General features: G+C 46.3%; 6 protein-coding genes, 4 tRNA genes and 3 rRNA genes. 4 read left to right on the top strand and 9 right to left on the bottom strand.

Translation table 11 applies throughout. From position 1 onward, the window contains the following. The first annotated feature begins 63 nt into the window (after positions 1-63). The 4 genes from LBPC_RS04100 to LBPC_RS04085 all read left to right on the top strand — a co-directional run bounded on the left by LBPC_RS04100 (position 64) and on the right by LBPC_RS04085 (position 3,747). Positions 64-837 carry an XRE family transcriptional regulator gene (locus LBPC_RS04100; RefSeq protein WP_003661437.1) on the top strand — a complete coding sequence of 258 codons (774 nt, stop codon included), beginning with the start codon at positions 64-66 and terminating at the stop codon, positions 835-837. 55 nt (positions 838-892) lie between these two features. Further along, on the top strand, positions 893-1,690 hold the full coding sequence (locus LBPC_RS04095; RefSeq protein WP_003661438.1) for an SHOCT domain-containing protein: 798 nt from the start codon (positions 893-895) through the stop codon (positions 1,688-1,690). 90 nt (positions 1,691-1,780) lie between these two features. Continuing rightward, positions 1,781-2,407 carry a hypothetical protein gene (locus LBPC_RS04090; protein ID WP_003661439.1) on the top strand — a complete coding sequence of 209 codons (627 nt, stop codon included), beginning with the start codon at positions 1,781-1,783 and terminating at the stop codon, positions 2,405-2,407. A 212-nt stretch (positions 2,408-2,619) separates the two neighbouring features. Further along, the gene (locus LBPC_RS04085; RefSeq protein ID WP_032780979.1) at positions 2,620-3,747 is read left to right on the top strand and encodes a site-specific integrase; all 1,128 of its coding nucleotides are present in this window, start codon (positions 2,620-2,622) and stop codon (positions 3,745-3,747) included. 121 nt (positions 3,748-3,868) lie between these two features. On the opposite strand, the gene LBPC_RS04080 is transcribed toward LBPC_RS04085, so the two are convergent. From LBPC_RS04080 to LBPC_RS04040, 9 genes are all read right to left on the bottom strand, one after another. Further along, positions 3,869-3,958, bottom strand: a tRNA-Ser gene (locus LBPC_RS04080). An 8-nt stretch (positions 3,959-3,966) separates the two neighbouring features. Continuing rightward, positions 3,967-4,039 (bottom strand) — tRNA-Asn (locus tag LBPC_RS04075). Between the two features lie 9 nt (positions 4,040-4,048). Next, a 5S ribosomal RNA gene (gene rrf / locus LBPC_RS04070) occupies positions 4,049-4,165 on the bottom strand. A gap of 198 nt (positions 4,166-4,363) precedes the next feature. Then, positions 4,364-7,281: ribosomal RNA gene (locus LBPC_RS04065) — 23S ribosomal RNA — on the bottom strand. A gap of 160 nt (positions 7,282-7,441) precedes the next feature. Further along, positions 7,442-7,514: transfer RNA gene (locus LBPC_RS04060), tRNA-Ala, on the bottom strand. Positions 7,515-7,548: 34 nt separating this feature from the next. Beyond that, positions 7,549-7,622: transfer RNA gene (locus LBPC_RS04055), tRNA-Ile, on the bottom strand. 86 nt (positions 7,623-7,708) lie between these two features. Then, positions 7,709-9,278 (bottom strand): 16S ribosomal RNA (locus tag LBPC_RS04050). The 16S, 23S and 5S rRNA genes sit together here with 4 tRNA genes alongside, the layout of an rRNA operon. 448 nt (positions 9,279-9,726) lie before the next feature. Continuing rightward, complete coding sequence (locus tag LBPC_RS04045; protein WP_003564091.1) at positions 9,727-10,167, bottom strand: Fur family transcriptional regulator; 441 nt, start codon at positions 10,165-10,167, stop codon at positions 9,727-9,729. A gap of 192 nt (positions 10,168-10,359) precedes the next feature. Further along, on the bottom strand, positions 10,360-12,453 hold the full coding sequence (locus LBPC_RS04040) for an LTA synthase family protein (protein ID WP_016383819.1): 2,094 nt from the start codon (positions 12,451-12,453) through the stop codon (positions 10,360-10,362). Positions 12,454-12,550 lie beyond the last annotated feature (97 nt).

Raw genomic sequence — 12,550 nt, 5'->3', positions numbered from 1 at the left:
ACTTTTGTTGTTGCAAATTTGCGACGTCGGTTTATAATTGTAGCCATACAGGAGGTGCCACATATGAACGTTGGAGAACGAATGAAAACTATTCGTAAACAAAAAGGCATTAGCGCAGATTCTCTTGCCGCCAAAATTGGCGTCTCTAGATCAACGGTTTTTCGATATGAAAAAGGAGACATCGAAAAGGTTCCAATTGAAGTAGTTGCAAAGGTAGCGAATGCCCTCGATATTAAACCAGAAGTTTTAATGGGTCTGAAAGCTGACACCGTTGTGGATAAGATTCATGACACGGTGGTTCAACTCCACCCCGAACGTCAGCAGAAAGTTTACACGTACGCGGAAAAGCAGCTCAATGAGCAGCAGAATCCAGACAACGTTGTCAGCTTAGATGAAGCGCTTGTAGAACGTAATCTCGATGAACCAGAGTTCAATGTTGAGGTTGATGGTATTGTGGCCGCTGGATATGGTGCCTTTAATGATGATCGCGATGAACCAATGGACACAGTTAAGATCCCGGATAGTGCCATTCCGTCTCACTACGATTACTGCTTCAAAGTTGTCGGCGACAGTATGCATCCTACCTATGATGATGGTGAGTTTGTCTTTGTTCAAAAAACACAAGATGTTACTAACGGCATGATCGCGGTAGTTGATATTGATGACATGACATTCATCAAAAAACTGATATTCGAGCAAGATCGTCTGTGCCTTCGGTCATTGAACGATGACGTAGATGAAGAAACTGGCGAACGTATCTACCCGGACTTCTACGCTGACGACACAGACAATATTGAAGTGATTGGTAAAGTTGTCGGATCATACGCATTCAAATAATCTTACGTCCAAACCCTGATCGACGTTAAAAGCTGAATTTTTTGGAGGGAGAAATATGGCTTACACTTGCGGTGTGGATGGCATTAAAATTGGGTCTTTTACTGGGAAGGTTGAGCTAAGCGATGGTATTTGGGTATGCGTACCACACTGGAAACAAGCGGGCTTTAGTACTCTAGAAGCAACTAAATATGGACAACAGCTCACAATTGATAGATTCAAAGAGATTTTAGAAAGTGGCCGTTCAGGGAAAGAATATTTAACAAGCGAAAACAAAACGTCATTTCAACTATCAACCAACGCTTTAATTCAACCAAATGAAATTGGCAAGTTGCAGATAGCCATAGCTCGCGACTGGGAATCTAACGAGGAGGTACTTATAGCTCTTAAAGGCGCATTCAAAGAATATTTGATTGTGACAAGGTCATATCTTTACATTTTTAAGTCAGGCTTTATGACCGGTCATTTTGTCGGCCAGAACCGATTTAAAATGCCGATTGCAAACATCACAAACGTCGAAGTTGATACTCATTTATTGACTGGATACTTTGAAGTAGCAGCAGGAGGAGTTCAAAATCTACCACGAAATTATTGGTCTACTGACTCAAAAACTGATCCTGCTAAATCTCCAAACACAATATCTTTAAACAGCAATTTATTCGATGACTTTAGAAAAGCATCAGACCTGATAAACGAATTGATTATGGACATCAAGTTATCCCCCTCAACAAGCGTTCAATCATTTTCAAAGTTGGATACTCCAGATGAACTTAGAAAATATAAGTCTCTTTTAGATGATGGCATTATTAATGAACAAGAATTCAACGCTAAGAAGAAACAGCTTCTGGGACTGTAGTTTTTTCCTCAACACAAGCTGAACCATATGGCAATCTTACGTCCAAACCCTGATCGACGTTAAAAGCTGAATTTTTTGGAGGGATTCATTATGAAAAAGAAATTGTCAGTACAACATTTTTTGCTGGTGCTGGGCACAGTTTTGGTAGCTGCAATCGCCATATTCATCACTCCTCCGACTCTGGCACAAGCTAAAGCCGCTGAGGCAACATTGATTCCTGGCACATATACCGTTGGAGAGGAGCTCAAGTCTGGGCGATACACGGTCAGTTCTACTTCAGGCACGGGTAACTTTCTCAACCAGCCGAAGAAATCAAACGGACAAGACGTCAATGAGATTTTGGGATCAGATGAGTCTGCAACCACATCTGCCGTAACAGCCACCTTTAAAAAAGGCGACCAGGTTGAGATTTCCGGCATGACATCAGCACACTTTGTGCCCGTAACATCGCGTAATAAGAAAAATACCAGCAGCCTCGGCACGGGATATTGGACTGTTGGTAAGGATATCAAGAAAGGCAAATATACGGTGTCCCCAGCAGCAGGCGCATCCGGTAACTTCTTTGTTCAACCTAAGAATCTATTTGGCACAGACATCAATGAAGTTTTAGGATCCGATTCATCCGCTGGTCAGGTGCCAAAGGTAAACGTCAATTTGAAAAAGGGTGACACCGTGATTATCGGAGGAATGCCATCCGTCTCATTCACAAAACGATAAGAAACTACAATCATGATAATTGATAATACACAAAGTAGTTACTTCCCCCACGCAAGCGGCGTCCCCGTGCAAGCCGGAGAGTGGGGCTGGATACAAAATAAAAAGCGCCTACCCCACCGACCAAAGTGAATGGGTAGACGCCTAACAGAACGTGACTGCATGATTAGGTGCAATAGCACCCGGCTGTATTGTAGCACAAGGAGGTGTAAATGATGGCCAGCATTAGTAAACGTGGCAAAAAATGGCAATATCGTGTCTCTTACAAGGATAATGATGGAACACGCAAGTATGTCAACAAGGGTGGCTTCCCCTCAAAAAAGGCTGCTGATATAGCGGCAATCGAAGTCGAACGTCAGCATAATCGCGGTGCAAATTTGGATCTTAACAAGATAACGTTAATCGACTACTGGGACAAATGGATTGAGCTGTACAAATCTGGTAAGCATTCTCGTATCACCGAAGCCCGGTATAAAACAATTCGTAAACAGTTATTAGCCTATTGGGGCGAAAGCCGTGAACTAAAATCAATTTCAAAATCAGACTGGCAGGGATTTATCAATGAGTTTGGCAAAAAAAGGGCTAAAGATACAGTCAGCAAATTGAATGGCTATGTTCGCTCAATGGCTGATTCTGCCGTCGATGACCAAATAATATATACTAACTTCACTCATAACGTTGTCCTCACTGGTAATGAAGGCCAAGCAGGAATCATCAAATATTTGCAAGTAAAGGATTTGCGCAAGCTCGTCAATTACTGCCTAGAATTTGCAGACTACGAGCATATTGCTTACTACATCATCGCAACCGGGGCACTGACCGGAGCTAGGTATTCTGAAGTTCTCGGGCTCACGTGGGATCATGTTGATCTTAAAAAGCGCGTTGTACACATTACCAGAACGTGGGATCACAGATATGGGAGCGGCTTTGCTGCTACTAAGAACAAATCAAGTGTACGTGACATCGACATCACGAGAGAACTTGCAGACTTGCTTTTACGTCTCAAGAAAGAACAGCAAGAGGTCTACCTTGCTCAGGGATATCGTGATAGCAAACAACTATTATTTCGTAGCATACGGCATAACATGCTATCGAGCACGGCAATTAATAAGGATCTAAGGACGATCGAGAAGAATCTCGACATTTACCCCGCGATTACTTTCCATGGGCTTAGACACACTCACGTTTCCTATTTGATTGCCAATCACGTTGACATTAACTATATTTCAAAAAGACTTGGGCATGCCAATACAATGATCACTCAAAAAGTCTACGCTCATCTTCTTGAAGATCAAAGAAAAGAGCAGGTATCCCAGACGCTACAAGCACTTTCGATACTTTAGCTTGTGCACATTTTGTGCACCGGAGGAAAAAAACAACCGAAAATAAAAGGAAACAAAAATCCCGGAATGCCTTTATAACAGCATTCCGGGAAGCTATAGAAAGCATCTAGAAGCATAAAAACGGAGAGTAAGGGATTCGAACCCTTGATACAGGTAAAACCCGTATACATGGTTTCCAACCATGCTCCTTCAGCCTCTCGGACAACTCTCCATAAAAAACTCCGGTTGTCAGGCTCGAACTGACGACAACCTGATTAACAGTCAGGTGCTCTACCAACTGAGCTAAACCGGAATAAAAAAAGCGTGGCAGCTTCCTACCCTCGCAGGCAGTTTCCCACCAACTACTCTCGGCGTGAAGAAGCTTAACTTCTGTGTTCGGCATGGGAACAGGTGTATCCTTCTTGCTATCGCCACCACACTTATGAGAACTTTGCGCTCTCAAAACTGGCTATCATTGTTTAATTGCTGCCTTGAACTTAACGTACTTGTCATCGAAACGTGTTCGCAGTCGCAGAAACCTGCACATAAGGACCCTGACCGCAATGGCCAAAGCCCGGCCATCACGCTCAGGCCCGCTTATGCTCCGGTTTCTAACCGCTCCTGCTCACACTCTTACTTGGTTAAGTCCTCGACCGATTAGTACTGGTCCGCTCCATGCATCGCTGCACTTCCACTTCCAGCCTATCTACCTGATCATCTCTCAGGGGTCTTACTTCCATATAGGAATGGGAAATCTCATCTCGAGGGGGGCTTCACACTTAGATGCTTTCAGCGTTTATCCCTGCCGTTCATAGCTACCCAGCGATGCGCCTGGCGGCACAACTGGTACACCAGCGGAACGTCCATCCCGGTCCTCTCGTACTAAGGACAGCTCCTCTCAAATTTCCTGCGCCCGCGACGGATAGGGACCGAACTGTCTCACGACGTTCTGAACCCAGCTCGCGTACCGCTTTAATGGGCGAACAGCCCAACCCTTGGGACCGACTACAGCCCCAGGATGCGATGAGCCGACATCGAGGTGCCAAACCTCCCCGTCGATGTGGACTCTTGGGGGAGATAAGCCTGTTATCCCCAGGGTAGCTTTTATCCGTTGAGCGATGGCCCTTCCATACGGAACCACCGGATCACTAAGCCCGACTTTCGTCCCTGCTCGACTTGTCAGTCTCGCAGTCAAGCTCCCTTATACCTTTACACTCTGCGAATGATTTCCAACCATTCTGAGGGAACCTTTGGGCGCCTCCGTTACATTTTAGGAGGCGACCGCCCCAGTCAAACTGCCTACCTGACACTGTCTCCCGCCACGATTAGTGGCGCGGGTTAGAGTGTTCATACAGCTAGGGTAGTATCCCACCAACGCCTCCATCGAAACTAGCGTTCCGATCTCTACGGCTCCTACCTATCCTGTACAAGCGGTACAAACACTCAATATCAAGCTACAGTAAAGCTCCATGGGGTCTTTCCGTCCTGTCGCGGGTAACCCGCATCTTCACGGGTACTATAATTTCACCGAGTCTCTCGTTGAGACAGTGCCCAAATCATTACGCCTTTCGTGCGGGTCGGAACTTACCCGACAAGGAATTTCGCTACCTTAGGACCGTTATAGTTACGGCCGCCGTTTACTGGGGCTTCAATTCTGGGCTTCGCTTGCGCTAACTCATCCTCTTAACCTTCCAGCACCGGGCAGGCGTCAGCCCCTATACATCATCTTACGATTTAGCAGAGACCTGTGTTTTTGATAAACAGTTGTTTGGGCCTATTCACTGCGGCTGACCTTGCGGTCAGCACCCCTTCTTCCGAAGTTACGGGGTCATTTTGCCGAGTTCCTTAACGAGAGTTCGCTCGCTCACCTGAGGATACTCTCCTCGACTACCTGTGTCGGTTTGCGGTACGGGTAGTTTATTTCTCACTAGAAGCTTTTCTTGGCAGTGTGACATCAGGAACTTCGCTACTATAATTTCGCTCCCCATCACAGCTTGTCCTTAAGACTGCAAGCATTTCACTCGCTGTCAGACTTGCTGCTTGGGCGCACATTTCCAGTCGTGCGCTTTCCTTAGCCTCCTGCGTCCCTCCATCGCTTAAACAAAATAAACTAGTGCAGGAATCTCAACCTGCTTGTCATCGACTACGCCTCTCGGCCTCGCCTTAGATCCCGACTAACCCTGGGAGGACGAGCCTTCCCCAGGAAACCTTAGTCATACGGTGGATCAGATTCTCACTGATCTTTCGCTACTCATGCCGGCATTCTCACTTCTAAGCGCTCCAGCCGTCCTCACGATCGACCTTCAACGCCCTTAGAACGCTCTCCTACCGCGCACCCTTACGGGTGCACCCACAGTTTCGGTATTATGCTTAGCCCCGGTATATTTTCGGCGCAGTGCCACTCGACTAGTGAGCTATTACGCACTCTTTAAATGGTGGCTGCTTCTGAGCCAACATCCTAGTTGTCTGTGCAACGCCACATCCTTTTCCACTTAGCATAAATTTAGGGACCTTAACTGGTGATCTGGGCTGTTCCCCTTTCGACAATGGACCTTATCGCTCACTGTCTGACTCCCGGAGTAAGATCGATGGTATTCGGAGTTTATCTGAATTCAGTAACCCTTGATGGGCCCCTAGTTCAAACAGTGCTCTACCTCCATGATCCATCCTCCGAGGCTAACCCTAAAGCTATTTCGGAGAGAACCAGCTATCTCCAAGTTCGTTTGGAATTTCACCGCTACCCACAACTCATCCCAGCATTTTTCAACATACATGGGTTCGGTCCTCCAGTGTGTTTCACCACACCTTCAACCTGGTCATGGGTAGGTCACTTGGTTTCGGGTCTACATCTGCTTACTCATTCGCCCTGTTCAGACTCGCTTTCGCTACGGCTCCGACTTTTCATCTTAACCTCGCAAGCAAACGTAACTCGCCGGTTCATTCTACAAAAGGCACGCCATTACCCATTAACGGGCTTTGACTAATTGTAGGCACACGGTTTCAGGAACTGTTTCACTCCCCTTCCGGGGTGCTTTTCACCTTTCCCTCACGGTACTGGTTCACTATCGGTCACTAGGGAGTATTTAGCCTTGGGAGATGGTCCTCCCGGATTCCGACGGAATTTCACGTGTTCCGCCGTACTCAGGATCCTGGACGGAGGGTTCGACGTTTCGCTTACAGGGCTTTCACCTTCTGTGGCGCAGCTTTCCAGCTGACTTCGACTACGTCGGACTTTGGTAACTCCAATGTCCAGTCCTACAACCCCGAGAAGCAAGCTTCTCGGTTTGGGCTCTTCCCACTTCGCTCGCCGCTACTATGGGAATCGAGTTTTCTTTCTCTTCCTGCGGGTACTGAGATGTTTCAGTTCCCCGCGTCTGCCGCCGGCCAGCTATGTATTCACTGACAAGCAATACACTGATGTGTACTGGGTTCCCCCATTCGGAAATCTCCGGATCAAAGCTTACTTATAGCTCCCCGAAGCATATCGGTATTAGTTCCGTCCTTCATCGGCTCCTAGTGCCAAGGCATCCACCGTGCGCCCTTTGTAACTTAACCTGTACTGACTTGCGTCAGCGGTTATGCGATGCGAATTTCTTTTTCAGAAACTCATACAAATACGCTGTGTTCTCGGCAATTTAAAACAATTAATACAATGATATCCAGTTTTCAAAGAACAAAGTAGCCGACTTTCGTCGGTCATTGGCCTTTCGGCCAATGGAGGATAACGGGATCGAACCGATGACCTCCTGCTTGCAAAGCAGGCGCTCTCCCAGCTGAGCTAATCCCCCATAAGGGTTGTTCAATTAACAAGCGTACGCTTGATGGGCCTAGATGGACTTGAACCATCGACCTCACGCTTATCAAGCGTGCGCTCTAACCAACTGAGCTATAGGCCCGATAGGCGTGAAGAGGTTATCCTCTCAAAACTAAACAAAGTTTCGTGTGTGCAGGTTTCCGTCAGACTTTCAGTCTGTTTCCTTAGAAAGGAGGTGATCCAGCCGCAGGTTCTCCTACGGCTACCTTGTTACGACTTCACCCTAATCATTTGTCCCACCTTAGACGGCTCGCTCCCTAAAAGGGTTACGCCACCGGCTTCGGGTGTTACAAACTCTCATGGTGTGACGGGCGGTGTGTACAAGGCCCGGGAACGTATTCACCGCGGCGTGCTGATCCGCGATTACTAGCGATTCCGACTTCGTGTAGGCGAGTTGCAGCCTACAGTCCGAACTGAGAATGGCTTTAAGAGATTAGCTTGACCTCGCGGTCTCGCAACTCGTTGTACCATCCATTGTAGCACGTGTGTAGCCCAGGTCATAAGGGGCATGATGATTTGACGTCATCCCCACCTTCCTCCGGTTTGTCACCGGCAGTCTTACTAGAGTGCCCAACTAAATGCTGGCAACTAGTCATAAGGGTTGCGCTCGTTGCGGGACTTAACCCAACATCTCACGACACGAGCTGACGACAACCATGCACCACCTGTCATTTTGCCCCCGAAGGGGAAACCTGATCTCTCAGGTGATCAAAAGATGTCAAGACCTGGTAAGGTTCTTCGCGTTGCTTCGAATTAAACCACATGCTCCACCGCTTGTGCGGGCCCCCGTCAATTCCTTTGAGTTTCAACCTTGCGGTCGTACTCCCCAGGCGGAATGCTTAATGCGTTAGCTGCGGCACTGAAGGGCGGAAACCCTCCAACACCTAGCATTCATCGTTTACGGCATGGACTACCAGGGTATCTAATCCTGTTCGCTACCCATGCTTTCGAGCCTCAGCGTCAGTTACAGACCAGACAGCCGCCTTCGCCACTGGTGTTCTTCCATATATCTACGCATTTCACCGCTACACATGGAGTTCCACTGTCCTCTTCTGCACTCAAGTTTCCCAGTTTCCGATGCGCTTCCTCGGTTAAGCCGAGGGCTTTCACATCAGACTTAAAAAACCGCCTGCGCTCGCTTTACGCCCAATAAATCCGGATAACGCTTGCCACCTACGTATTACCGCGGCTGCTGGCACGTAGTTAGCCGTGGCTTTCTGGTTGGATACCGTCACGCCGACAACAGTTACTCTGCCGACCATTCTTCTCCAACAACAGAGTTTTACGACCCGAAAGCCTTCTTCACTCACGCGGCGTTGCTCCATCAGACTTGCGTCCATTGTGGAAGATTCCCTACTGCTGCCTCCCGTAGGAGTTTGGGCCGTGTCTCAGTCCCAATGTGGCCGATCAACCTCTCAGTTCGGCTACGTATCATCGCCTTGGTGAGCCATTACCTCACCAACTAGCTAATACGCCGCGGGTCCATCCAAAAGCGATAGCTTACGCCATCTTTCAGCCAAGAACCATGCGGTTCTTGGATCTATGCGGTATTAGCATCTGTTTCCAAATGTTATCCCCCACTTAAGGGCAGGTTACCCACGTGTTACTCACCCGTCCGCCACTCGTTCCATGTTGAATCTCGGTGCAAGCACCGATCATCAACGAGAACTCGTTCGACTTGCATGTATTAGGCACGCCGCCAGCGTTCATCCTGAGCCAGGATCAAACTCTCATATAAATATGAGCTGTTCGAATAGCTCGATTTGTTGTTCTAGCGAATTGACTTCGCAAATGTTACTTTTTGCCTCGGTACCAAAGTACCAAGGACCCTGCACATTTAAACGAAACTTTGTTCAGTTTTCAAAGGACGACCTTGTCAAAAGACAACTTTGATAGATTATCATGACCAGCGTTACATGTCAACATTTTTATTAAATATCCTGTTAAATGGAAGATGCAAGCGCTTCTACCTTACCCTTTTTAGAAAAGGAATTGCTTTTTGACAGCAATAATATAATACCAGCAACTCAGACGGTGTGCAAGTATTTTTTTGAGTTTCCAGCAAAACCACGCGATGCTCCTGTCCATACGGCCTAATTGATTGTTGCGTGATATTGCTTAACCTACCCAACAAAAAGCGGTACATACGACTTAATCGCCGTAATGCACCGCCTTATTGGACTCAATTACTTCATACCTAATTTCACTTGGCAATCAGGGCAAATACCGTAAACTTCGAGGTGATGGCCACTCACTTTAAAGCCGGTTTTCTTAGCCGCCACTGCTTCAACATCTGTAACGCCTGGATAACTGAAATCAAAGATTCTGCCGCAGTTTGTACAAATGGCGTGATAATGTGGCTCAATGGGAAAATCAAAATGAGTGGCCGCATCATTAGACGACATTTCTTCAACTAGATTAAGATCAACCAAAAGCCGTAGATTATTATATACGGTTGCAACACTCATATGCGGAAACTGCGGCGACAGTTTCGCATAAATCATTTCCGCAGTCGGATGTGCCGTACTGTCAATCATGTACGAAATAATCGCTTCACGCTGCGGGGTGACCCGAATCTGCTTCGCTTTGAGCAAGTTAATTGTTTTGTTGTAAACCGCCTGATTCATAGCCAGCCTCCTATTTGTAACTATTATCATCTAGTAAAATTGTACGCTCTTTTCTAATCTAGCACAACTGTTTACTTACAAAAGTTCAGAATGAGCAGCTTCAGGTCAGTAATCCCATTCGCTACAGCACATTTTGTGGACACAGAAAAAGCAGCGCTCGCCGCTGAACGCTGCTTTCAATGAATTCGATTGCTACTTTGACTCGCTACTGCTGCTATCGCTATCGTCTTTAAGTTCGGGTGCATCGGTCTTATACTCATCGGCAACTGACTTACCTTTGTTTTCCGCTTTTAGACTCGTGCCCTTCTTTTGCGCGGCTTTCAACTTTTTCTTTGTATCTGTCAGCTTATATGAAAAGTCACTTCGATCAACCTTCTTAAAGCCGGCCGGTGTATAGAATCGCAACAAATCGCCGTTAATGACGCGATCAGACAGAGAAAGTTCGGTGGTCACTCGATTAGTGGACGCATCAACACTTTCCTTCTGGCTTTCTGATAACTTGTCGATTTTCTTACCAGTCGTGGTATTGAAATATTGACTACCAACCTTTGTAAAGTCTGGCGTGACAAAGTCGCCGTTTCGGAAGGCCACGGTTTGCGGATGATCCGCGGATAACAAGTCGGACCCAAATTGAACTGTATCGTTATCTTTCACACCTAACAGGTTCAATATTGTTGGCAGTGCGTCAATCTCACCACCGTACGTATGATTAATACCACCTTTTAAGCCTGGCATGTGAATCATAAATGGTACTCGCTGGTACATGGCGTTGTTATAATCATTGAAACCAGAAATGTTCGTAAGCTTAGCCATGGCTTTTTTATGGTTATTCGAAATACCATAGTGATCACCGTAAAGAACAATCATTGATTTGTCATACAGACCAGTTTCCTTCAACCAATTGAAAAACTCACCCAGTGCTTCATCAAGATAACGGGCAGTTTGAACATAGCCATCAACGGTATCGTCGCCAGTATCCGTCTTCTCGATGGTTTGATTGGCTTTATCCAAAGTATACGGATAGTGATTTGTGACCGTGATCATTTTGGCATAGAACGGTTGTGGTAATTGCTCAATGTACTGAGCTGAGTCTTTGAGGAAAATCTTATCCTTTAGCCCATAGCCGACATCGTAGTTCTTCCCACTTGAAAAATAATTTTTCGAGAAGAAGTAGTCATAGCCCCAAGACTTATAGGTGTTGTCTCGGTTCCAAAAACTCGGCACATCGCCGTGGAATGATGCTGTTGTGTAACCTTGCTGATCCAAAATTGCTGGCGCTGCCTGGAAAGTATTGGTTGTGCCATCGGTAACCATGGCTGCCCCTTCAGGTAAACCAAACAGTGAGTTTTCCATCATCATCTCAGCATCGGCAGTTTTCCCTTGGCCAACTTGATTAAAGAAATTGTCAAAGGATAACGTATCAGATTCATGATAGAGCTTATTTAGATTAGGCGTCACTTCCTGCCCATCCCATTTGAAGTCAATCATAAACTGCTGAAGGCTTTCCAAATGGATCACAAAAACGTTCTTCCCTTTGGCAACACCAGTATATTGCGCATTAGGTGTGACTCTGTTCTTATTAAGATAATTCAAAACAGATTTCACATCGCTTGAATCAGCGTTTGCTTTCGTGGCACTGTTTTGTGCTGTTTTGACCCCATCAACAACTGTATAGGCATTAAGGCCTAAATACTTAACAATATAGTTATTGTCAAAGGTACGCGTCAGTAAGCCTGAACGGTCACTATAAGCCACACTGAGATTAGCTGCGAACATCGCGACAGCTAAAACCGAAACCCCGAGCGCAAAGCGTTTCTTAATCGGCCGAATGTCCATCCGAATGACTTTAAAAACAAGCAACAGAATCAAAATGAGGACGTCAGCGAAAACAATAAAATCTGTTGGTTGCACAATACCCATGATGCCTTTATTGAGGTTATTGGACACGGCGCCTGACCCTTTGATCAATGCAAATGTCAGAAAGTCCGAAAATTCTCGATAGTAAAGGACATTGGCAAAAAGCCACACCGATGTAAGTGCATCAATAATCAGCATCGTAATGTACGATTTACGCCCTGACATGTATAGTGCGATGCCAAAAAGGAACAGTGTGGTTGGAATCGGGTTGATCGCCAAGATCAGATGTTGAAAGCTGCCGGTGACGCCCAGATTGAATTTTGATTGATATGCCCAGTATGTCTTCGCCCAAAAAAGGACGATGGCAAGCACAAAAAACCCGAGCCGGGTATTAAAAAATCCCCTGAGTTTACTGCCAAGCTGGTTCATGTGGAGCCTCCAAGTCATTGTTTAATGTCAAAAGTATAGCACATTCGCTAGGATAACCGCTTGTTTTGAAAAAGACAAACTTTCTGGACCTATTTGG

Source organism: Lacticaseibacillus paracasei subsp. paracasei (assembly GCF_000829035.1).
Classification (GTDB): domain Bacteria; phylum Bacillota; class Bacilli; order Lactobacillales; family Lactobacillaceae; genus Lacticaseibacillus; species Lacticaseibacillus paracasei.
Note: the sequence above shows the minus strand (reverse complement) of the source record. Positions and strands in the feature narration are given on the sequence as shown.

Excerpts from the sequence above, each read along its gene's own strand:
- LBPC_RS04100 (WP_003661437.1), top strand. The coding sequence starts at position 64 with ATGAACGTTGGAGAACGAATGAAAACTATTCGTAAACAAAAAGGCATT.
- LBPC_RS04095 (WP_003661438.1), top strand. The coding sequence starts at position 893 with ATGGCTTACACTTGCGGTGTGGATGGCATTAAAATTGGGTCTTTTACT.
- LBPC_RS04090 (WP_003661439.1), top strand. The coding sequence starts at position 1,781 with ATGAAAAAGAAATTGTCAGTACAACATTTTTTGCTGGTGCTGGGCACA.
- LBPC_RS04085 (WP_032780979.1), top strand. The coding sequence starts at position 2,620 with ATGGCCAGCATTAGTAAACGTGGCAAAAAATGGCAATATCGTGTCTCT.
- LBPC_RS04045 (WP_003564091.1), bottom strand. The coding sequence starts at position 10,167 with ATGAATCAGGCGGTTTACAACAAAACAATTAACTTGCTCAAAGCGAAG.
- LBPC_RS04040 (WP_016383819.1), bottom strand. The coding sequence starts at position 12,453 with ATGAACCAGCTTGGCAGTAAACTCAGGGGATTTTTTAATACCCGGCTC.